Origin of the sequence: Streptomyces sp. N50 (genome assembly GCF_033335955.1) — a bacterium.
GTDB lineage: Bacteria > Actinomycetota > Actinomycetes > Streptomycetales > Streptomycetaceae > Streptomyces.
This window is the reverse complement of record NZ_CP137549.1, coordinates 1,816,644-1,839,359: the sequence shown is the minus strand read 5'-3', so window position 1 is coordinate 1,839,359 and position 22,716 is coordinate 1,816,644. Positions and strand designations below refer to the sequence as shown.

20 protein-coding genes are annotated in these 22,716 nt (G+C 68.7%); 18 read left to right on the top strand and 2 right to left on the bottom strand.

The features are described from left to right. Positions 1-48 precede the first annotated feature (48 nt). From R2B38_RS07850 to R2B38_RS07775, 16 genes are all read left to right on the top strand, one after another. Positions 49-639: a TIGR03086 family metal-binding protein gene (locus tag R2B38_RS07850; RefSeq protein ID WP_318015568.1), complete on the top strand. Its 591-nt coding sequence runs from the start codon at positions 49-51 to the stop codon at positions 637-639. Positions 640-870: 231 nt separating this feature from the next. Continuing rightward, positions 871-1,620, top strand: a complete 750-nt coding sequence (locus R2B38_RS07845; RefSeq protein ID WP_318015567.1) for an MBL fold metallo-hydrolase — start codon at positions 871-873, stop codon at positions 1,618-1,620. Between the two features lie 133 nt (positions 1,621-1,753). Then, a complete protein-coding gene (locus tag R2B38_RS07840) occupies positions 1,754-2,422 on the top strand; it encodes a GntR family transcriptional regulator (RefSeq protein ID WP_318015566.1) in 669 nt (222 codons plus the stop codon). Beyond that, positions 2,419-3,327 carry a dihydrodipicolinate synthase family protein gene (locus R2B38_RS07835; protein WP_318015565.1) on the top strand — a complete coding sequence of 303 codons (909 nt, stop codon included), beginning with the start codon at positions 2,419-2,421 and terminating at the stop codon, positions 3,325-3,327. Before R2B38_RS07840 ends, R2B38_RS07835 begins: the two co-directional genes overlap by 4 nt. Continuing rightward, a complete protein-coding gene (gene araD, locus R2B38_RS07830; RefSeq protein WP_318015564.1) occupies positions 3,315-5,045 on the top strand; it encodes an L-arabinonate dehydratase in 1,731 nt (576 codons plus the stop codon). Before R2B38_RS07835 ends, araD begins: the two co-directional genes overlap by 13 nt. Positions 5,046-5,148: 103 nt before the next feature. Further along, positions 5,149-6,084 carry a carbohydrate ABC transporter permease gene (locus R2B38_RS07825; protein WP_318015563.1) on the top strand — a complete coding sequence of 312 codons (936 nt, stop codon included), beginning with the start codon at positions 5,149-5,151 and terminating at the stop codon, positions 6,082-6,084. Continuing rightward, on the top strand, positions 6,081-6,965 hold the full coding sequence (locus tag R2B38_RS07820) for a carbohydrate ABC transporter permease (RefSeq protein ID WP_318015562.1): 885 nt from the start codon (positions 6,081-6,083) through the stop codon (positions 6,963-6,965). The genes R2B38_RS07825 and R2B38_RS07820 overlap by 4 nt, the downstream gene beginning before the upstream one ends. Positions 6,966-7,014: 49 nt before the next feature. Further along, positions 7,015-8,208 (top strand): Gfo/Idh/MocA family oxidoreductase, encoded by a 1,194-nt coding sequence (locus R2B38_RS07815; RefSeq protein WP_318015561.1) that lies wholly within the window; start codon positions 7,015-7,017, stop codon positions 8,206-8,208. Next, positions 8,208-9,053, top strand: coding sequence for a PmoA family protein (locus R2B38_RS07810; RefSeq protein ID WP_318015560.1), 846 nt, complete (start codon positions 8,208-8,210; stop codon positions 9,051-9,053). Before R2B38_RS07815 ends, R2B38_RS07810 begins: the two co-directional genes overlap by 1 nt. 8 nt (positions 9,054-9,061) lie before the next feature. Continuing rightward, on the top strand, positions 9,062-10,570 hold the full coding sequence (locus R2B38_RS07805; protein ID WP_318021604.1) for a glycoside hydrolase 43 family protein: 1,509 nt from the start codon (positions 9,062-9,064) through the stop codon (positions 10,568-10,570). A gap of 114 nt (positions 10,571-10,684) precedes the next feature. Next, on the top strand, positions 10,685-12,022 hold the full coding sequence (locus tag R2B38_RS07800; RefSeq protein WP_318015559.1) for a sugar ABC transporter substrate-binding protein: 1,338 nt from the start codon (positions 10,685-10,687) through the stop codon (positions 12,020-12,022). 105 nt (positions 12,023-12,127) lie between these two features. After that, positions 12,128-12,919, top strand: a complete 792-nt coding sequence (locus tag R2B38_RS07795) for a rhamnogalacturonan acetylesterase (RefSeq protein WP_318015558.1) — start codon at positions 12,128-12,130, stop codon at positions 12,917-12,919. 29 nt (positions 12,920-12,948) lie between these two features. Continuing rightward, positions 12,949-14,247, top strand: coding sequence for a pectate lyase (locus R2B38_RS07790; RefSeq protein WP_318015557.1), 1,299 nt, complete (start codon positions 12,949-12,951; stop codon positions 14,245-14,247). 87 nt (positions 14,248-14,334) lie between these two features. Continuing rightward, entirely contained in the window at positions 14,335-15,507 is a 1,173-nt protein-coding gene (locus R2B38_RS07785; RefSeq protein WP_318015556.1) for a pectinesterase family protein, read from the top strand. Between the two features lie 7 nt (positions 15,508-15,514). Further along, complete coding sequence (locus R2B38_RS07780) at positions 15,515-16,570, top strand: pectinesterase family protein (RefSeq protein ID WP_411978562.1); 1,056 nt, start codon at positions 15,515-15,517, stop codon at positions 16,568-16,570. Positions 16,571-16,592: 22 nt separating this feature from the next. Next, the gene (locus tag R2B38_RS07775; RefSeq protein ID WP_318015554.1) at positions 16,593-17,705 is read left to right on the top strand and encodes a right-handed parallel beta-helix repeat-containing protein; all 1,113 of its coding nucleotides are present in this window, start codon (positions 16,593-16,595) and stop codon (positions 17,703-17,705) included. A gap of 104 nt (positions 17,706-17,809) precedes the next feature. Here the strand turns inward: R2B38_RS07775 and R2B38_RS07770 are convergent, their stop codons facing one another. Then, a complete protein-coding gene (locus R2B38_RS07770; RefSeq protein ID WP_318015553.1) occupies positions 17,810-17,998 on the bottom strand; it encodes a hypothetical protein in 189 nt (62 codons plus the stop codon). Positions 17,999-18,189: 191 nt separating this feature from the next. Here R2B38_RS07770 and R2B38_RS07765 point away from each other — a divergent pair, with 191 nt between their 5' ends. Further along, positions 18,190-18,984 (top strand): HAD family acid phosphatase, encoded by a 795-nt coding sequence (locus R2B38_RS07765; protein WP_318015552.1) that lies wholly within the window; start codon positions 18,190-18,192, stop codon positions 18,982-18,984. On the opposite strand, the gene R2B38_RS07760 is transcribed toward R2B38_RS07765, so the two are convergent. Then, positions 18,977-21,208, bottom strand: coding sequence for a family 43 glycosylhydrolase (locus tag R2B38_RS07760; protein ID WP_318015551.1), 2,232 nt, complete (start codon positions 21,206-21,208; stop codon positions 18,977-18,979). The two genes, R2B38_RS07765 and R2B38_RS07760, sit on opposite strands and share 8 nt — an antisense overlap. Positions 21,209-21,457: 249 nt before the next feature. Here R2B38_RS07760 and R2B38_RS07755 point away from each other — a divergent pair, with 249 nt between their 5' ends. After that, positions 21,458-22,612, top strand: coding sequence for a right-handed parallel beta-helix repeat-containing protein (locus R2B38_RS07755; RefSeq protein ID WP_318015550.1), 1,155 nt, complete (start codon positions 21,458-21,460; stop codon positions 22,610-22,612). The last annotated feature ends 104 nt before the right edge of the window (positions 22,613-22,716 follow it).

The following is a 22,716-nucleotide window of genomic DNA, read 5'->3' as shown; positions in this document are numbered from 1 at the left end:
GCCGCCGGTCTACCTCATCAGCGGAGCCCCATACCTGAGGAGATGCCCATGACCGACGACACGATCCTCGACCTCGGCCCACAGACCCGGGTCATCGCCCGGCTCGCCGAGGGGGTGACCGACGAGCAGCTGACGGACGGGACGCCGTGTCCCGAACTCGCCGTACGCAACATGCTGGGGCACGTGCTCGGCCTGTCCGTCGCCTTCCGCGACGCCGCGCGCAAGGACCTGGGCGTCACGACCGACACCAACCCGGGTGCTACGGCCCCCGACATCGGCCCGGACTGGCGCGGGCAACTCCCCAAGGCCCTCGACGACCTGGCCGAGGCCTGGCGCGACCCGGCCGCCTGGACCGGCATGACCCGCGCGGGCGGCATCGACCTTCCCGGCGCGGTCGCCGCGGCCGTCGTCGCCGACGAACTGGTCATCCACGGCTGGGACTTGGCAGTGGCCACCGGCCGCCCCTACGCCCCCGACCCGGCCGCACTCCAGGCGTCCTACGGCTTCCTCCTCGCGGCCACCCAGGACCCCACCCGCGGCGGCGGCATCTTCGGCCCGGTCGTCCCGGTACCGGACGAAGCACCGCTGCTGGAACGGGCGCTGGGGCTCAGCGGACGCGACCCGGGGTGGAAGGCCTAGCGGAGCCGTCTCCCCTTTCTGGCCCCGGCCTCCGGACCTGCCCTCGGGAGGCTGGGGTCCTTTCTAACCGGTCAGAGGTCGCCACAATGGTTAGATTTGCCCCCGGCTTCCCACGAGTACCCACCCGGGGGCGGCCGCTGAGCCGAGATACCGCAGGTAACTCGGACCAGCCCCCACACACCACCCCGAAACCTGAGCGCCGAGGCCCCCGGAACCGTACTCTTCCCCACCATGCCTCTCAGTCTCACCGTCCTCGGCACAGCCTCCCCGCATCCGCGCCCCGGCCGCCCCTGCTCGGGGTATCTGCTGCGCGGCGGCGGCGCCGAGGTGTGGGTGGACGCGGGGACGGGGACGTTCGCTGAGTTGCAGCGGCACACGGATCCGGCGCGGCTCACCGCGATCTGGATCTCGCATCTGCACGCCGACCACAGCGCCGATCTCCTCGCCGCCGCCTACGCGTTCGCCTACGGCGGGATGACCCCGACCTCCCCGATCCCGCTCTACGCCCCGCAGGACTGCGCCCGGCGGCTCGCCGGGTTCTTCGGGCAGCCGGATGTCCGGTTCCTGAGCGGCGTCTTCGACTTCCGGCCGCTCTACGACGGTCACGCCGTCCGGCACTGGAACCTCCGGCTCACCGCACGCGCCGTCGTCCACGACACCGAGGCGTACGGGCTGCGGGCGGAGTGCCAGGGGAGTGTGCTCGGGTACTCCGGGGACAGCGGACCCTGCGAGGCGCTGTCCGAACTCGCGGGCGGCGCCGACGTGTTCCTCTGCGAGGCCGACATCGACCGGCATCGCGAAGGCGAACGGCAAGTCCACCTCACGCCCGAGGATGCCGCCGCCTGCGCCAAGGGCGCGCGTGAACTCCTCATCACCCACGTGGGACCCACTCTCACCAGGGAAGCGGCCCTGGAACGCGCCGCCGCGATCTTCCCCGGCCGCACCTTCGCCGCGCTCGAAGGCGTCACCAAGACCATGTGAAGCGCACCGTGTGAAGCGCTTTCCCCTTCCTTTGTCAGAAGCATTGACGAAACACGGAGCCGCTCCTACCTTCAACGCGTCGTACTTCGTACGTCATATATGAGACGCGATATGTGAGATCCGAGAGGCGCGCATGACCTCTGTGCCCACGCCGATCCCGTCCCGCACGCAGTACGTGCAGGAGGAGATCAAACGCCGCATCCTCACCGGTCAGTTGACGCCGGGTCAGCCCCTGGTCGAGACCGACCTCGCCGCACAGTTCGGGGTGTCCAAGACCCCGGTGCGCGAGGCGCTCAAGACCCTGGCCGGTACCGGGCTCGTCGTGATGAACCAGTACAAGGGCGTCACGGTGCGCATGGTGGACGCGGACATGGCGCGCGAGGTGTACGACGTACGGCTGCTCCTCGAACCCGAGGCGCTACGGCGGGCCGTACGACTCCACGCCTCCCTCGACGACGCCCGAGACGCGCTGACCCGCGCCGACCAGGCCACCGACACCGCCGAACGCTCCCTCGCCAACCGGGAGTTCCACCGCGCCCTGTACCTGCCGTGCGGCAACCCGCTGCTCGGCCGGATGCTCGACGAGGTCCGCGACCAGGCCGCCCTCGTCTCCGCCGTCGCCTGGGCCGCCTCACCCTCCTGGGAACGGGAGGCCGGCGAACACCGCGAGATCCTGCGCCTCGCCCTCGACGGCGACGCGGACGGCGCGGCCACCGCACTGCACGCCCACATCGCGTCGTTCGTCCAACGGGCCTTCCCCGGCACCGAGTTGGGAACACAGGGAGAGGACGGTCAAGCATGACAGCGGCGTTCGAGGCCCAACGCACCGCCCTGGCCGACGTGGTGGCCATCCCGGTGACCCCGTTCGCCGAGGACGGCAGCGTCGACCAGGACACCCACCGGGCCCTGCTCCGCCGCCTCCTCGACGGCGGCGTCGGCATCCTCACGCCGAACGGGAACACCGGCGAGTTCTACGCCCTCACCCCTCAAGAGCGGCGGCTCGTAACGGAGTTGACCATCGACGAGGCCGGCGACCGCGCCGCGATTCTCGTCGGCATCGGACACGACGTACCCACAGCCATCGCCTCCGCCCGCCACGCCCGCGACCTCGGCGCCCAGATGGTGATGGTCCATCAGCCCGTTCACCCGTACGTCTCGCAGGACGGCTGGGTCGACTACCACCGCGCCATCGCCGAGGCCGTGCCCGACCTGGGCGTCGTCCCGTACATCCGCAACGCCCAGCTCCTCGGCGCCCGCCTCGCCGAACTCGCCGACGACTGCCCGAACGTGATCGGCGTCAAGTACGCCGTCCCGGACGCGGCCCGCTTCGCCGCCTTCGCCCGGGACGCGGGGCTCGAACGCTTCGTGTGGGTCGCGGGGTTGGCCGAACCGTACGCGCCCTCCTACTTCTCGGCGGGCGCCACCGGCTTCACCTCAGGGCTCGTGAACGTCGCCCCGTCCGTCTCGCTGAACATGATCGAAGCGCTTCGATCAGGGGACTATCCGGGCGCGATGAAGGTGTGGGAGCAGATCCGCCGATTCGAGGAACTAAGGGCGGCAAACGGCTCCGCGAACAACGTCACGATCGTCAAGGAAGCGCTTGCGTCCCTCGGCCTGTGCCGCCGGGATGTCCGCCCGCCCAGCAGGCCCCTGCCCGAGAGCGAGCGCGCCGAGGTCGCCGCGATAGCCGCCGGATGGTCCGTATGAAGTCACCGGACGAGCTCAGAAGCCACCAGTGGTACGGCACCGACGGGCTGCGCTCCTTCAGCCACCGGGCCCGCACCCGCCAGCTCGGCTACCTCCCCGAGGAACACCTCGGCAAGCCCGTCATCGCGATCCTCAACACCTGGTCCGACATCAACCCCTGTCATGTGCACCTCCGTGAGCGCGCGCAGGCCGTGAAGCGCGGGGTGTGGCAGGCCGGCGGCTTCCCGCTCGAATTCCCGGTCGCCACCCTCAGCGAGACCTTCCAGAAGCCGACCCCGATGCTCTACCGCAACCTCCTCGCCATGGAGACGGAGGAGTTGCTGCGGTCGTACCCCGTGGACGGCGCCGTCCTGATGGGCGGCTGCGACAAGTCGACCCCCGCGCTGCTCATGGGTGCGGCCAGCGTCGACCTGCCCACCGTCTTCGTCCCCGCCGGGCCGATGCTGCCGGGGCACTGGCGCAACGAGGTCCTCGGCTCCGGCACCGACATGTGGAAGTACTGGGACGACAAGCGCGCCGGGCTCATCGGCGAGTGCGAGATGACCGAACTGGAGAGCGGCCTCGCGCGCTCGCCGGGGCACTGCATGACCATGGGGACGGCGTCCACGCTGACGGCCGCCGCCGAGGCGCTCGGGGTGACCGTGCCGGGCGCGTCCAGCATCCCCGCCGTGGACTCGGGCCACGATCGGATGGCCGCGCAATCCGGCATGAGGATCGTTGAACAAGTCCACAAGGGGCGTGTTCTCTCGTCGATCCTCACCCAGGAGGCCTTCGAGGACGCCGTCACCACCGTCCTCGGCCTCGGCGGCTCCACCAACGCCGTGATCCACCTGATCGCCATGGCCGGCCGCGCGGGCGTCCGCCTCACCCTCGACGACTTCGACCGCGTCGCCCGCACGGTCCCGGTCCTCGCGAACGTACGGCCCGGCGGACAGACGTACCTCATGGAGGACTTCCACTTCGCCGGCGGCCTCCCCGGCTTCCTCTCCCGGATCACCGACCTGCTCCACCTGGACCGCCCGACGGTCTCCTACGACACTCTCCGCGAGCAGCTCGCCGGCGCCCAGGTGCACAACGACGACGTGATCCGACCCCGCGACAACCCGGTCGCGAGCGAGGGTGGGGTCGCCGTCCTGCGCGGCAACCTCTGCCCGGACGGCGCCGTCATCAAGCACATCGCCGCCGAACCGCACCTGCTCAAGCACACCGGCCCCGCGGTCGTCTTCGACGACTACCGGACCATGCAACGCACCATCAACGACCCGGAGTTGGGCATCACCGCCGACAGCGTGCTGGTGCTGCGCAACGCGGGTCCCAAGGGCGGCCCCGGCATGCCCGAGTACGGCATGCTCCCGCTCCCCGACCACCTCCTCAAGCAGGGCGTCCGGGACATGGTCCGCATCTCCGACGCCCGGATGAGCGGGACGAGTTACGGCACGTGCGTGCTGCACATCGCGCCCGAGTCGTACGTCGGCGGACCACTGGCGCTGGTGCGGACCGGGGACACCATCACCCTGGACGTCGAGGCGCGCACCCTCCAACTCAACGTGGACGACGAGGAGTTGGAGCGACGCAGGGCGGAGTGGACACCGCCGCCCGCACGGTACGAGCGCGGTTACGGCGCGCTCTACAACGACCAGATCACCCAGGCGGACACCGGCTGCGACTTCGAGTTCCTGGCCCGGCCGGGCAAGGTGCCCGACCCGTACGCCGGTTGAGCACCCCCGCGCTTCGCACGCCCGTCGAGCAAGCGCTTCCTGTACCAAGCCACCCGCACCGAGCCACCCGCACTGAGCGTCCCGTACCGAACGGAGAACAGTCATGGCCCAAGCCGCAGCCGTGGCGAAACCGCCCGCGCCACCCCGGCGGCGCCGTGCCTCCGCGACCCCGCGCAGGCTCCCGTACCTGCTGATCGCCCCGGCCGCCCTGCTCATGCTGGGCTTCATCGCCTACCCGGTCATCAGCGTCTTCTACTACAGCCTGCAGAACTACAACCCCACCAAGCCGTGGCGCAACGGCTTCGCGGGCCTCGACAACTTCACCCACGCCTTCACCAACGACCCCCAGTTCTGGGACACGTTGACGTTCAGCGCCAAGTGGGTCGTCGTGGAGGTGGGCCTCCAACTGCTCTTCGGTCTGGCCCTCGCCCTCATCGTCAACCAGACCTTCGTGGGCCGCTCCATCGGCCGCGCGCTGGTGTTCTCCCCGTGGGCCGTGTCGGGCGTCCTGACCTCCGCGATCTGGGTGCTGCTCTACAACTCCCAGACAGGCGTGACCCGTTACCTCGCCGACATGGGCATCGGCCAGTACGGCACGAGTTGGCTCTCCGACCCCTCAACCGTCTTCTCCGCGGCCGTAGTCGCGGACCTCTGGCGGGGCGTCCCCTTCTTCGCGATCCTCATCCTCGCCGACCTCCAGTCCGTGTCGAAGGACCTCTACGAGGCCGCCGAGGTCGACGGCGCCAGCCGCTTCCAGCAGTTCCGGAACATCACCCTGCCGCACCTCAAGGACGCGATCGTCCTCTCCACCCTCCTGCGCGCGGTCTGGGAGTTCAACAACGTCGACCTCCTCTACACCCTGACCGGCGGCGGCCCAGCCGGCGAGACGACCACGCTCCCGCTCTACGTCGCCAACACCAGCGTCGAAGCACACAACTTCGGCTACGCGTCGGCCCTCACCACGGTCGCCTTCGTCATCCTGCTCTTCTTCTCGATCGTCTATCTGCGCCTGAGCAAGTTCGGAGGCGGCGACAAGTGATCACCGAGATCGCCCCGGCCCGCGAGTGGGAAGCCGCCGCACCACAACAGCCGCGCAAGGTCCGCCGCGCCTGGGACGAGGTCCCGCGCTGGCAGATCTACGTCCCCCTGGGCATCTACCTCGTCTTCACCCTGATCCCCTTCTACTGGATCCTGCTCTTCGCGTTCCGCCCGGCCGGCTCGACCTCCCTGGTGCCCTGGCCGATGACCTTCGACCACTTCCAGAAGGTGTGGACCGAACGCAGCTTCGGCGTCTACTTCCAGAACAGCGTCTACGTCGGCGTCGCCACCCTGATCCTCACCACCGTGGTCGCGCTGGCCGGCGGCTACGCGCTCGCCCGCTTCGAGTTCAGGGTCAAACGCGCGTTCATGCTGGCCCTGCTCTGCTCCCAATTCGTGCCGGGCGCCCTGCTGTTGGTTCCGCTGTTCCAGATCTTCGCCAAGCTCCAGATGATCAACTCGCTCGGCAGCGTCGTCATCGCGGAGACCGTCTTCCAGCTGCCGCTCTCGATGATCCTGATCAGCGGCTTCATCAGGAACGTCCCGCAGTCCCTCGAAGAGGCCGCCTGGGTCGACGGCTGCAACCGCTTCGCCGCCTTCCGCATCGTCGTCCTCCCGCTGCTGCGGCCGGGGTTGATCGCCGTCGGCTCCTTCGCCTTCGTGCATGCCTGGAACCACTTCCTCTTCGCCCTGATGTTCCTGTCCGACCAGAGCAAGCAGACGATCCCGGTCGGCCTCAACACCCTGATGGGCGCCGACAGCGTCGACCTCGGCGCGCTCGCCGCGGGCGGCATCATCGCGGCCGTACCGGTGGTGATCGTGTTCGCTTTCATCCAGAAGTGGCTGATCACCGGCTTCAGCGCGGGGGCGGTGAAGGGATGAGGCAACCGCTTACCCTGCTGACGAAGATCGTCGAAGCAGGGAGAATCCCATGAACCCCACCACCGGTCCTACGACCGTCTCCACACCCGCGGCTACGGCAGTCACGCCGCCCGTCTCCATCGTCCTCGCCGGTGCGCGCGGCCACGGCCGCTGGCACGTCGATAACATCCGTCGGCTCCAGGACAAGGGGCTCGTACGCCTCGCCGGAATCTGCGAGCTGACCCCGCTGACGGAGGAGGAGTTCGGGGGCGAACTCCCCGCGCAGTCACCGGACTTCGGCGGGCTCCTCGACTCCACCGGCGCCCAGGTCGCGGTGATCTGCACCCCGATCCCGACCCACACGGACCTCGCCCTGGCCGCCGCGAAGCGAGGCGTGCACCTGCTGCTGGAGAAGCCGCCCGCGCCGTCGTACGCCGAGTTCCGCCGCATGGCCGACGGGGTCGCCGCCGCCGGAGTGGTCTGCCAGATCGGGTTCCAGTCGCTCGGCTCGCACGCCGTGCCCGCGGTCCGCGAGCTGATCGAGAAGGGCTCGATCGGCACGCCGACCGGCGTCGGCGGGGCCGGTGCCTGGGCGCGCGACGAGGCGTACTACCGGCGTGCCCCCTGGGCGGGCAAGCGGCGTCTGAACGGCGTCGACGTGATCGACGGCGCGCTCACCAACCCCCTCGCGCACGCCGTCGCCACCGCCCTCGCGCTCAACGACACGACCCGCGCCGAGGACGTCGTCCGCATCGAGACCGAACTCGTGCGCGCCAACGACATCGAGTCCGACGACACATCCTGCGTCCGCGTCACCACCGTCCAGGGCCGCCCGGTCACCGTCGCGGTGACCCTGTGCGCCGAACACCCCGGCGAGCCCTACGTGTTGGTGCACGGCACCGAGGGCCGGATCACCTACTGGTACAAGCAGGACCGAGTCCTGCTCCAGCGCGCGGGCCACGGTCCGGAGGAGTTCGAGTACGGCAGCACGGACCTGCTGGAGAACCTGGTCGCCCATCTCACCGACGGCGAGGCCCTGTTGGTCGAACCGGACGCGACGGGCGCCTTCATGAAGGTCGTCGAGGCGATCCGCGAGGCCTCCGACCCGGCCCCGCTGCCCACCGACGCCTGGCACCTCATCCCCGCGGAGAACCGCCGGGTCGTCCCCGGCATCGACGCACTGGTCACGGCGGCGGCCGACACCCTCGCCCTCTACTCAGAGCTGGGCGCCTCCTGGGCCCCACCGAAAGAGGTGAGCACCTGATGATCACCCATGACACGCCGGTGCTGCGCGTCGCGGGCCGCCCGGTCGCCCGGTACGTCACCCGGCCCGAGCTGCCCGACCGGCTCTCCCCGCGCCCGTACCTGCACCCCGTGACCACCCTGGCGGGCACGGCGGTCACCGAGCTGAGCCCCGTCGACCACACCCACCACCTCGGCGTCGGTGTCGCCGTTCCCGACGTCGAGGGGCACAACTTCTGGGGCGGCCGCACCTACGTCCAGGGCCAGGGCCCCACGGAACTGGACAACCACGGCGCCCAGCGCCACGCCGGATTCCAGCTCCGCGACCCCGACGGCTTCGTCGAGGAACTCCGCTGGGTCGCCTCCGGCGCCGAGCTGCTCCGCGAACGCCGTACGGTCGCCGCCACCGAACTCACCGACAGCGCCTGGGCGTTGGACTTCACCTTCTCCCTCACCAACGTGACACCGGACGCCCTCTCGATCGGCAGCCCCGCCACCAACGGCCGCCCCGGCGCGGCCTACGGCGGCTTCTTCTGGCGGGCCCGCAAGGAGGCCGGGACCCCGCGCGTCTTCACCGCCGACCGCGAGGGCGAACCGGAGGTCCACGGCACCCGCGCCGACTGGCTCGCCCTCACCGGCACCGGCTGGACCCTGGTCTTCGCCGGCGCCACGGACCGCTCCCGCCAGGACCCGTGGTTCGTCCGCACCACCGAATACCCGGGCGTGGGCGCCTCGTTGGCGACGGACGAGCGGCTGCCGATCCCGCCCGGCGACACGGTCGTACGACGGATCGTCACCGTCGTGGCCGATGGCGGCCTCTCCCGTGCCGAGGCCGCCGCGCTCGTGCGGAAGGCGGTCAGCCAGTGACTCGGCCAGTGACCCACGAGACGTACACGAACCCCGTCCTGAACGCCGACTGGTCCGACCCGGACGTCATCCGCGTCGGCGACGACTTCTACCTCACCGCGTCCAGCTTCGGCCGTGTCCCGGGCCTGCCCCTGCTGCACTCCCGCGACCTGGTCAACTGGACCCTGGTCGGCCACGCCCTCCAACGCCTGGAACCGGCAAGGGAGTTCAGGACCCCGCGCCACGACTGCGGTGTCTGGGCACCGGCGTTGAGGTACCACGACGAACGCTTCTGGATCTTCTGGGGCGACCCCGACCAGGGCATCTTCCAGGTCAACGCCCCCGAGATACGCGGCCCTTGGACCCGCCCGCACCTCCTCAAGGAGGGCAAGGGCCTGATCGACCCCTGCCCCCTGTGGGACGACGACAACGACGAGGCCTACCTCGTCCACGCCTGGGCCAAGTCCCGCGCGGGCATCAAGAACCGCCTCACCGGCCACCGCATGCATCCCGACGGCACGACCCTCCTCGACGACGGCAAGGTGATCGTCGACGCGGACCGCATCCCCGGTTGGTTCACCCTGGAGGGCCCCAAACTCCACCAGCACGACGGCTGGTTCTGGATCCTGGCCCCCGCAGGGGGAGTCGAGACCGGCTGGCAGGGCGCGTTCCGCTCACGCGGCTTCTTCGGCCCGTACGAGGAGAAGGTCGTCCTGGAACAAGGGGACACCGGCATCAACGGCCCCCACCAGGGCGCGTGGGTGCGCACCCCGTCCGGCGAGGACTGGTTCCTGCACTTCCAACAGCGGGGCGCCTACGGCCGGTTGGTCCACCTCCAGCCGATGCGCTGGGACGACGAGGGCTGGCCGGTCATCGGCGACGCGGGCGCCCCCGTAGCCGTACACCGGAAACCGGACCTCCCGCCGCAGCCGCCCGCCGCGCCCGCCACCGACGACGACTTCCCCGGCGGACGCTACGGCCGCCAGTGGCAGTGGACGGCGAACCCCCAGGACGGCTGGGCCACCCACCACTCCGGCGACGGCCTCCGCCTGACCTGCGCCCGCTCCGCCGACATCCATGACCTCCGCCGCCTCCCGAACCTCCTCACCCAGCGACTCCCCGCCACACCGGTCGCCGTAGAGGTCGAACTGCGGTTGCACAGTGAGGAGTTGGGCGCACGCGCCGGACTCGCCGTGCTGGGCGACGCGTACAGCTGGATCGGACTTCAGCGGGGCGCGGACGGTGAGGTGCGGTTCGTCCACCGTTTCGCCGAGCCCGTCGCCGAGCGCGAACGGGACGCGGGGGAGTCCTGCCCCGCCCCCGAGGGCCGGGTCCGGCTGCGCGTCGAGATCGGCGCCGGGGCGCGCTGCCGTTTCTTCCACGACGTCGGGGACGGGCCGCGTCCGAGCGGCCAGGTCTTCGCCGCCACGCCCTGGCGTTGGGTCGGCGCCTTGCTCGGGCTGTTCGCGCTCGCGCCCGTCGGCACGGGACATGCCGGCGCGGCCTGTTTCACGCGGTTCCGGATCAGTTCTCTCTGACTCACCCTGCCCGTCCGCCTGTTGGGAGTCGCAATGACGCACCTCCGTGGCAAGCGCTTGCCCACGGCCCGCGAGGCCATCACACCGTCGCATCCACAAGAAGAGAGCCGCTCTATGAAGACCAGCATCCGCAGAAGCAGGCGTGCCGCCGTGGCCGTCGCCCTGGGCTCCGTGCTCGCGCTGACCGCCACCGCGTGCGGTGACGACGGCAGCGGGGCCGCGGGGGACAAGGGCGGCGAGGGGTCCGGCAAGGGCACAATCACCTTCTGGGACAACAACGGCGGTGTCCGCACCGACATCTGGAAGCAGATCATCGCGGACTTCGAGAAGAAGAACCCCGACATCAAGGTCAAGTACGTCGGGATACCGGCCGCGAGCGCTCAGTCCAAGTACGACACCGCGATCCAGGGCGGGGGGCTGCCCGACGTCGGCGGTGTGGGGACCGCGGTGCTGGCGGAGGTCGCGGTGCAGGGGGCTTTGGAGCCGTTGGACAGCCGGCTCAAGTCCAGTTCTCTGAACGGGAAGTTGAGCCAGAACCTGCTCGACGTCAGCAAGAGCGCGGGGGGTGGGGACACGCTGTACCAGATTCCTACCTCCGCCAACAACGGGACGCTGTGGTACCGCACCGATCTGTTCAAGGCGGCGGGACTGGACGCGCCGACCACCTGGTCGAAGTTCTACGCCGCCGCCGACAAACTCACCGACAAGGCGAAGAACAAGTTCGGGTTCACCATTCGGGGTGGCGAGGGGTCCATCGCGCCCGCGTTGGACGCGGTGTACGGGCAGACCGGGATCACGTCCTTCTGGAACGGGGACAAGACGACGGTCAACGACCCGAAGAACGCTGCCGCGTTGGCGAAGTACGTCGGGCTGTTCAAGAAGGACACTCCGTCCGCCGACCTCAACAACGACTTCACGAAGATGGTCGCGCAGTGGGACAGCGGCACGATCGGGATGCTGAGTCATAACCTCGGGTCGTACCAGGATCATCTGAAGGCGCTGGGCGCGGACAAGTTCAAGGGAATTCCCAATCCGACGCTGGACGACGGTACGCGGGTGCAGATCTCCAACCCCGTTGACGGGCTGAGTCTGTTCAAGTCCAGCAAGAACAAGGAAGCGGCCTGGAAGTTCATCGAGTTCGCGGTGTCCGCGGCGGAGAACTCGAAGTACAACGAGTCTGCCGGGCAGGTGCCAGCGAACACGGATGCGGCGCGCTCCGCGTGGATTCAGAAGTCTGAGCCTACGGAGTTGGCTGCGGCGGCGTTGAACGGGGCGTCCACGAAGATCGTGCAGCTGCCGTATTACCTGCCGGACTGGAACACGATCTCCAAGGCGGACAACGAGCCGAACTTCCAGAAGCTGTTGTTGGGGAAGGTGACGGCGAAGGAGTTTCTGGACACGTTGGCCGATCAGTTGAACAAGGCTCAGGCTGATTGGAAGAAGAACCACTGAGTTGGGTGGTTGCGGATTGTGGGGGGCTGCGGGCCGGTGGGGGCTGGTCGCGCAGTTCCCCGCGCCCCTAAAGACAAAAGACAACAGCCGAGAGGTGAGCCGATCGTGTCTCTTACCCGTAGGCAAGTCGCGTTAGGTGCTCTTGCCGCCGTTCCGTTACATGGTGGCGGTGCTCGACGGGAGCGCACTCTTTACATCGCCGGTGATTCCACCGCCGCGCAGAAGTACTCCATCGAAGCTCCGGAGACCGGGTGGGGTATGGCGCTTCCCTTCTTTCTGCGCAAGGAGGTGAAGGTCTCCAATCAGGCCGTGAACGGGCGGAGTTCGAAGAGCTTCGTCGATGAAGGGCGGCTGGACGTGATCCTTGCCGCTATCCGGCCCGGTGATTTCCTCCTCGTGCAGTTCGCGCACAACGACGAGAAGACCGCCGATCCCACCCGCTACACCGAGCCCTGGACGACCTACCAGGACTATCTGCGGATGTATGTCGACGGGGCCCGGGCTCATGGCGCCCGGCCGCTGCTCGCCACCCCCGTCGAGCGCCGCAGGTTCGACGTCGACGGCAACGCGCTGCCGACGCACGGGGATTACCCGGCGGCGATGCGGGCGCTCGCGCAGGAGGAGCGGGTCGCGCTGCTCGACATCGAGGCGTTGTCGCTCGCGTTGTGGCAGCGGCTCGGGGTGGAGGAGACGAAGGTCTACTTCAACTGGACCGACACCGAACAGGACAACACGCACTTCAATCCGCCCGGTGCGATCGCCGTGGCGCGGCTCGTGGCAAGGGAGTTGGCGCATGCCCGGGTGCTCGCGCCGCATGACGTCATCCGGCTGCGCGACGAGATTCCCACGTCCTGGATCACCTGGCCCGAGGCCACGGACGCCTCGGACCTCCTCTGAGCAAGGAGACCCGCACAGTGCGTATATCTATGTGTCATGCACGCGTCATTGCGTCGCTCGTAGGCTGCACGGCGCTGGCTCTCGCCCTCACCAGCACCACCGCCCAGGCCCATCCGCGCCCCCTCGACCGGCAGGCGCTCGGCGCCGGTGACGGCTGGGCCTCCTACGGCACCGGCACCAGCGGTGGCGCGGCGGCCACCCCCGATCACGTCTACACCGTCTCCAACTGGGCTGATTTCAAAGCCGCGTTGGCCGCCGGTGGCACCGCGCCGAAGATCATCAGAGTGAAGGGTGTGATCGACGCCAACGCCGAGGGCTGCGACTCCTTCGCCGCGCCCGGCTACGACTTCGCCCAGTACCTCGCCACCTACGACCCCGCCGTCTGGGGCTACGGCCAGAACCTCGACAACGAGCCCGCCGACAGCCCCGAGGGCCTGCGCCGCGTCTCCGCCGCCAATCAGAACAAGGTCATCAAGGCGGCCGTCCCCGCCAACACCACCATCATCGGCATCGGCAGGAACGCCGGCTTCAAGGGCGCCAGCCTGCAGATCACGGCCGTCGACAACGTCATCGTCCGCAACCTCTCCTTCGAGAGCCCGCTCGACTGCTTCCCCCAGTGGGACCCGACCGACACCGCCGTCGGCAACTGGAACTCCGAGTACGACAGCGCCGTCATCTACGGCTCCACGCATGTCTGGCTGGACCACAACACGTTCACCGACGGCGCCCACCCGGACAGTTCGCTGCCCACCTACTACGGGCGGATCTTCGAGCAGCACGACGGCGAACTCGACATCGTCAAGGGCGCCGACTACGTCACCGCCTCCTGGAACGTCTTCTCCGACCACGACAAGACGATCCTCATCGGCAACAGCGACAGCGCCTCCACGGCCGCCGTCGACCGGGGCCATCTGAAGGTGACGCTCCATCACAACCTGTTCTCCGACCTCGTCGAACGCGCACCCCGCGTCCGCTTCGGCCAAGTCGACTCGTACAACAACCACTTCGTCGCCGACCCCGGATACGGCTACAGCTACGGCATCGGGCTGGAGTCCCAACTCGTCGCGGAACACAACGCGTTCACGATCCCGGCCGGCATCGACGAGGCCACCATCCTCAAGAAGTGGTCCGAGGCACCGCTCACCGCCGACGACAACTACGTCAACGGCGAGCTCACCGACCTGATCGCCGTCCACAACGCGGGAGTTCCGACCGAGATCCTCCAGTCCGGCGCGGGCTGGACCCCGACCCTGCGCACGAAGATCGACCCCGCGAAGGCCGTGCCGTTCATCGTCGACCGGGGCGCGGGGGCGGGCCGCCTGCGCTGACCAACACCCGTACACACCGGGCCGGTTGCGTCCGACCGGCCCGGTGCCGGGGCCACCTCACGAGCCGCACCGCGAAGGAGCACCCGCATGCCCTCGCACCACCACTTCCGCCAACTGCCCCTGTCCAGACGGGGATTCCTCGTCGCGAGCGTCGGCGCCGGCGCGGGCGCCGCGCTCGGCCTCACCGCCGTACCCGCCCTCGCCGTCGGCAGTCCACGCCCGTTCGGCCGCTACGGCTCACCCGCCGCGCGCCTCACCCCGCTCACCCGGTACGTCGACCCGCGCGGCCGGGGCGACTTCACCACCGTCCAGGCCGCCGTCACCGCCGCGACCGGCGCCGGGTACACCCTTGTCATCGCCCCCGGCGTCTACCGCGAGACGGTCACCGCCGGAGTCACCGACCCGGCGACCGGCCAACTCACCCCCGCTGCCTCCGAGATGACCTGGATCGGCGCGAGCGAGAACCCGCGTGATGTCGTCATCGTCTACGACAACGCCAACGGGACCCAGAAGCCGGATGGTTCGGGTACCTACGGCACCACCGGTTCGGCCACCACCACCATCCGCACCGACGGGTTCACCGCCCGCCGGATCACCTTCGCCAACGACTGGCTGCGTGCCGACCACCCCGAGATCACCGGCACGCAGGCGGTCGCGATCAAGGTGCAGGGCGACCGTTCGGCGTTCTTCGACTGCCACTTCCTGGGGCATCAAGACACGCTGTACGCCGACTCGTTCGCCCTCGGCGTCTTCGCCCGCCAGTACTACGCGCGCTGCTACGTCGAGGGGGACGTCGACTTCGTCTTCGGGCGCGCGACCGCCGTCTACGATCGCTGTCACTTCCGGACGCTCGACCGCACCGACCTGGCGACGGCACCGTACGGCTTCGTCTTCGCGCCCTCCACGGCGGTCGCGAACCCGCGCGGATACCTGGTGACGCACAGCCGCGTGAGCAGCCAAGCACCGGACGCCTACTACAAGTTGGCCCGTCCCTGGGTGCCCGGCTCGGACACCACCGCCCACCCGATGCTCACCGTGCGGGACACGGTGCTGGGCACCGGGATCGACGCGGTGGCGCCGTACACCAACATGTCGGACGCCTATCCCTGGCAGGGGCAGCGGTTCGCCGAGTACCGGAACACGGGCCCGGGCGCGGCGATCAGCGTGCCGGAGAACCGGCCCCAACTCACCGCCGAACAGGCCGAGTCGGCGACCCGTGAGGCGTATCTGGGTGACTGGACACCGGGGCGGAGGCGTTGAGATGGCCCTGCGCAGACGCACACTCCTGACCGGATTGGCGGGATTGACGGGGATCGCCGGTGGTCTCGTGGCCGCCGGTGCCGGGCCCGCCGTAGCGTTCGACCGTCGTCAGGTCCTGCACGTCCGGCCCGGAGAATCGGTGCAGGCCGCCGTCGACGCGGTGGAGGGCAGCGGCTGGACGATCGTCGTGCACCCGGGGACGTATCGCGAAGTCGTCAACGTGCCTGCGGCTGCGGGCGAGTTGACGTTGCGCGGTGCCACCCGCGACCCGCGTGACGTCGTCATCGTCTACGACAACGCCAACGGGACGCAGAAACCGGACGGTTCGGGGACGACGTACGGTACGGCGGGCTCCGCGACCTTCACGTCGGCGGCGCCCGGGCTGACCGTACGGGACCTCACCCTCGCCAACGACTGGCTGCGCGCGGACCATCCGGAGATCACGGGGACGCAGGCGGTGGCCGCGTATGTGACGGGGGACCGCTCGCGGTTCTCGCGGGTCCGTCTTCTCGCCCACCAGGACACGCTGTTCGTGGACACGTCGGCGCTGGAGGTCTTCGACCGGCAGTACTTCTCCCGTTGTTACATCGAGGGGGACGTCGACTTCGTCTTCGGGCGGGCGACGGCGGTCTTCGCGGACTGCCACTTCCACACCCTCCAACGGGACGTGGCCTTCACGCCCAAGGGCATGGTCTTCGCGCCGTCCACCGCTCGTGCCAACCCGCACGGCATCCTCGCGGTCCGCTCCCGGATCACCTCCGGCGCCGAGGACGCCGCGTACAAGCTGGCCCGGCCGTGGGTTCCGTCGTACGAGACGACGGCCTGGCCGTCCCTCGTCGTGCGGGACACCCGGATCGGGCCCGGCATCGACCCGGTCGCGCCTTACATCAACATGCGCGACGCCTATCCCTGGCAGTCGATGCGTTTTCACGAGTACCGCAACACGGGACCGGGCTCCGTGATCACCGTTCCGGAGAACCGGCCCCAACTCACCGCCGCCGAGGCCGAGTTGCACACCCCCGCGACCTACCTCGGCGGCTGGGAACCCGTCCGCTCACTCTGATCGACGAAAGGACCCGCACGTCATGCGTCGTATCAGCACCTTCACCGCGCTCGCCGTGGCCACGGCCTCGCTCGGACTCGCCGTGATCGCCACCCCGGCACACGCGGCGACCGTTGTGGTCAGCAACTCCACCGACCTGACCAACGCCATCAAGAACGCCACCGCCGGTACGGTCATCCAGGTCCGGGCCGGCACCTACTACCCGACGGCCACCCTCCAGTCGACGGCCAACGGCACCTCCTCCGCGCCGGTCACCCTCACCGCGTACGGCTCGGAGACGGTCAAGATCGACGGTTCGTCACTGCCGTCGGGGTCGTGGATCTTCAAGCTGACGGCGGACTACTGGAACGTCTCCAACCTCACCTTCCAGAACTCCCCGGACAGCGCGGTCGTCTGCCAGTCCTGCACCGGCACCAACTGGAACAATGTCAAGACCATCAACGGCGGCGACTCCGGCTTCACGCTCACCGGCGACGGCACCGTCAACAACACGGTCAAGAACCTTGACTCGTACGGCAATTACGACGCCGCGACGCACGGCCAGAACGCGGACGGCGTTGCCATCAAGTTCGGCTCCGGCACGGGCAACCTCGTCACCGGCGCCCGGCTGTACAACAACTCGGACGACGGCATCGACCTGTGGTCCTTCTCGTCGCCGGTCACCATCGAGCACAGCTGGTCCTTCGGCAACGGGATCAACCGCTGGGGCGACTCCGCCTTCGAGGGCAACGGCAACGGCTACAAGCTGGGCGGCAACGGCGTCACCGTCGCCCACGTCGTCAACAACTCGGCCGCCTGGGGGAATTCGGGCAACGGCTTCACCGAGAACTCCAACACCGGCGCGATCGTCATCAACCGCACCACCGCGTACGCCAACAGCGGTTCGGGCTACTACTTCGCCACCAGCTCCGCCAAACTCGGCAAGAACCTCGCGGTGAGCAATGGCGGCGGCTCGGTCAGCAAGGGTTCCGCGGTCACCTCGGCCGGCAACAACTGGGACTCCGGCATCTCCACCCCGTCCTTCATCTCCACGGACGCGTCGACGACGTACAACGCCCGTTCGTCGAGCGGCACGCTGCCGGCGACGACGTTCCTCACGACAGGGAGCACCACGATCGGCGCGACGATGAACTGACCGTTGCGTGGGCCCAGTTCGGTGTCTCGGGGCTGGGCCCACGTCCTTGCCGGACGGTCACGAGGCTCACGCGCGGCACGCGGGCGCGGCAGCTCCGCCTGCTCTCAGTAGTAGTCCTCGCGCGTGCGCATCTGTCCCGTCGGCTCGATCTGCTCCCGGCGGAACTGGATCAGGCTGTCGTCACTGTCGAGCAGCACCGCGTAGGCGGGTGCGGTCCTGTCGTCCGCCGGCTCCGTGATCCCCAGGATCGCGCCCACCTTGCCCAGTGCCTCGGGCCTGTCGGGCGAGTCCACCACGCGTACCTCGCGTGCACGACCCTAGGAGAAGCCGACCAGGAGAAGGTCAAGTGAACCCCATGGGCGGCCAATTCCCCGCCCTGTGGATTGTGTATCGATCGGATAAAGGTCCTCGCGCCGGGCGTGTGATGCGCGTAGACAGTCTCTGACCTGGTGCATCACCCATCGGAACCAGATCCGGAGATTTCATGCGGAAGTCCCTTAGAGCGGCCGCCCTCGGCGCCGCCTGTGTCGTCGCCGGTGCCGCCCTCTACGGCAGTGGCGTCGCCACCGCCGGCCAGTCGACGGCCAACTCGACGCACGAGCCGTACAACATCGGCCTGCTGACGAAGGACATCGACACCTACTACGGCACCACGCTCGACAGCAGCGGCGTGTACCAGGCCTCGGCGACCAGCCCGTACGCCAAGGACCTGGCGCGCATCGACGCGTCGGCCAAGAAGTACATCGACGAGGCCGTCCACAAGCACCACCAGAAGGGCGTCAAGCCGGCCGTCGTCTTCGACATCGACGACACGCTGCTGCTCAGCCTCGACTACGAGAAGAAGAACAACTACGGCTACAGCTCGGCCACTTGGGCCGCGTACGTCGCCCAGGCCAACCGCCCGGAGGTCTTCGGCACCCCCGAGCTGGTCAAGTACGCCGCGTCCAAGGGCGTCACGGTGTTCTACAACTCGGGTCTCAGCGAGGCGCAGCGCACCTACGCGGTCGACAACCTGAAGAAGGTCGGCGCCGACGTCAACCTCGACGCCGACCACATGTTCCTCAAGAACACGGCCAACCCGCCGTCGTACTTGAGCGGTTGCGCGACCGCCGGTACCTGGACCTGCACCACCGTGCAGTACAAGTCCGGTACCCGGAAGCACATCGAGGACCTCGGGTACAACATCATCGCCAACTTCGGCGACCAGTACTCGGACCTCGACGGGGGCTACGCCGACAAGACGTACAAGATCCCGAACCCGACCTACTTCGTCAGCTAGTCCGTACGGGCTGTCCGCCGGTCAGCACGGGGCTGATCGACCCGAGGGTGGGCACCACCGGCTGAATCGTTCCGTCCGCCGCGAACCGCAGGCGGTCGATCGTGGTCTCCCGGTGCGTGCCGTCCCCACCAGGCCTTCCTGGCCCGTTCAGGGCGAACCGGTGATAGACGATGTACCAGTCGTCGGTCCCCGGCACGTTCACCACGGAGTGGTGGCCGGTGCCCAGGATGCCGTACTCGGGGTTCTTGGACAGGATCGTGCCCCGCTCGGTCCACGGACCGAGCGGGGACGGTCCCGTCGCGTAGGCCACGTGGTAGTTCTCGCTGCGGGTGTCGTCCTCGGACCACATGAAGTAGTAGGTCCCCTTGCGCTTCACGACGAAGGACCCCTCACGGAAGTCACCCGCCGTGATGTCCTTCACCTTCGTCGCGTCGTACGACGTCATGTCGTCGTTCAACGGCACCACGTACGCGTGCCCGTTGCCCCAGTAGAGATACGACTGCCCGTCGTCGTCCGTGAAGACGGCCGGGTCGATCATCTGGCCGCTCAGTGAACCCCCCTTCGCCACAAGGGGTTTGCCGAGGGCGTCCTTGAACGGGCCCGCGGGCGAGTCCGCCACCGCGACCCCGATCTGCTGCTCCGCGCAGAAGTAGAAGTAGTACTTCCCGTCGCGCTCCGCGATCGCTGGCGCCCACGCGTTCTTGTCGGCCCAGGAGACATCCGGGCCCAGATCGAGGATGACTCCGTGGTCGCGCCAGTGGACCAAGTCCCTTGAGGAGTACGCCTTGAAGCTCGTCCCGCCCCAGTTCGCGTAGCCGTCGCTCGTCGGGTAGATCCAGTACTGCCCGTCGAGATAGTGCACGTCCGGGTCGGCGGTCAGTCCCGGCAGCACGGGACTTCGGGTCGGCACCGCCTCCACCGTCCAGGTGCGGCTCGTCCCGTCCGACGCCGTGACCGTGTACGACTGCGGCGTGCGGAAGTCCCGTCGCGTACCGGGCGGCGGACTGACCTTCGCCCCCGCGCCGATCGCGAGGCTCGGCGCCAAGTGCCGTAGATCCGCGCCGGGTTGCGTCGGCAGCACGACCTTCGACGAGGCCTCCGTGACGACCGCGTACCCCTTCTGCCCGCTCGCCGTCGCGTCCACGACCGACGCCGGCGTCGCCGGATACGCGGCCAGCAGCCGGTCGTACTCCGCCTGTGTCACCGGAAGTACCGTGCCGTGCCGGGGACTTGCCGGGAGCTGGTAGTCCGTGGACGGGGTCCACTCGCCGGAGTCGAGGTCGGTGGTCTCGAAGGGGACGTAGCCGCGCAGCCCGTACTCGTCGACGAACAGGTACCACTTCTTCTCGGTGTTGGACTTGAACACCGTCGGCCCCTCGCCCCGCTCGATCGCACCGCTGCCGATGCACTCCGAGACGAAGTCGTACGACGTGGAGGTCAGCGAGGTCGACTTCTCGCCGGTGATGAACTTCGAGCAGGGGGAGTTGGAGGACGGGTCGCGTTCGTCCTTGGTGTAGCGGTAGTAAGTGTCCTTGTACTTCACGACAGTTGAGTCGATGACGGAGTAACCGGGGTCGTCCCAGACCTTCGGCGCGCTGAAGGTGCGGAAGTCCTTCGTCGTCGCGTACATCATGCGGTTGTACGTCGAGCCGGTGTGGCCGGGATCGTCGTCGGCGTACAGCTTCGACGCCCAGAAGACGACGTACTCACCGAGCGAGTCGTCCCAATAGGCCTCCGGCGCCCAGGTGTTGCCCGCGTTGTCCGGGGCCACCTTCACCAGCCGCTGGTCGGTCCAGTGGACCAGGTCGGTCGACTCCCAGATCATCACGGACTTGCTGCCGTGCCGCTGGACGTCGTCCCAACTCCCGCTGCTGTTCTGGTACATGCGGAGGTCGGTGGCGATGAGGTAGAACTTGTCGCCCTTCGGGGAGCGGATCACGAACGGGTCGCGCAGCCCCTTCTCGCCGATCGTCGAGGTCAGGACGGGCTTGCCCTGGTTCAACTCCCGCCAGTGCAAAGGGTCGTTGCCCCGGCTGAGGGCGTAGCGGATCTGTTCGCCGTCGGCGGTGCCCTCGCCCGTGAAGTAGGCGAAGAGGTAGCCGGCGTACTGGGGGTGGGTCACGGGCGGTGCTCCTGAGTGCGCGGTACTGGGCGGGGCGGCGAGCAGGCCGAGGAGGAGGGCCAGGAAGGGGAGCAGGAGGGTGCGGGCGGTGCGGGGTCGCATGGCACATCCTGTGGGGGTGTGGGGGATTCTGTTGAATAGCTGTGCCTTCGGAGTGTCATCAGTGGGGTGCGGTGCGTCAATCGGTGCGGGTGGGGTGGGGCGGAGCGAAAGTTTCGCTGCTCGCCGCGTGTCTTTTCCCGTGTCCGCGGCAACCCTTTCCGGCCGCGGCGGCGACCAGGGATCAGAAACGGGCCGGGGCGGCCCCTCCGGCCCGTTTCGTCCTCGTCATCCAGGAAAGGAACCAACGCCGTGCGTACGAGCACCGGACGCCACCGCAGGACCCGCACCCTCTCGATCGCCGCCGCGGTGGCCGTCGCCGCGGGGGCGGGCGGCGTCTACCTCGGCCTCAACAGCGGCGGCGCGCAAGCCGCTTCGTCGACGGTCACCGTGTCCACCACCGCCCAGCTGGAGTCGGCCGTCGCCAACGCCACGGCGGGGACGGTCATCCAGGTAAGGGCGGGCACCTACACCCCGGCCGCGACCCTCAAGTCCACGGCGGACGGCACCGGTTCGGCCCGCATCACGCTGGAGGCGTACGGCACGGAGAAGGTGAAGATCGACGGCTCCAAGCTGCCCGCGGGGCAGTGGCTGGCCGGGATCTACGGCGACTACTGGACGGTCCAGAACCTCACCTTCCAGAACTCCCCGGCACAGGGCTTCGTAGCCACGTCGTCGGTAGGCGGCATCTTCAAGAACCTCGTGACGGCGAACAACGGCGACTCGGGCTTCACCCTGCGCGGCGACGGCACGACCAACAACCTCGTGCAGAACCTGGACAGTTACGGCAACTACGACGCCGCAGGGCACGGCCAGAACGCCGACGGCATCGCCATCAAGTTCGGCTCCGGCACCGGCAACAAGGTCACCGGCGCCCGCCTCTACAACAACTCGGACGACGGCCTCGACCTCTGGCAGTTCTCCTCGCCGGTCACCATCGACCACTCCTGGGCCTTCGGCAACGGCAAGAACCGCTGGAACGACTCCGCCTTCGAGGGGAACGGCAACGGCTTCAAGCTGGGCGGCGGAGGCGTCGCGGTCGCCCACGTCGTCAACGACAACGCGGCCTGGGACAACACCCTCAACGGCTTCACCGAGAACTCCAACACCGGCGCGATCATCCTCAACCGCAACACGGCCTACTCCAACACGGAGTCCGGCTTCTTCTTCGCCACGAGCAGGTCCCGCCTGGCCCGCAACCTCTCCGTCGGCAACAAGGGCGGTTCGGACACGCTGGGTTCGGCTGCGGTCTCGGCGGCGAACAGCTGGGACGGCGGGGTCGCGACTCCGTCCTTCAAGTCGACGGACGCGACTACGGCGTACGGGGCGCGGTCGTCCAGCGGGACACTGCCGACGACGACGTTCCTGACGACGGGGTCCACGACCATCGGCGCGACGATGAACTGACGTGCCTCGCCGCGGACTTCACTTTTCGCGGGACGGCACACGGAGCTGATGCGTGAAAGGCCCCGGTCGCTGCGAGTCGACCGGGGCCAACCGGCATTTTCACG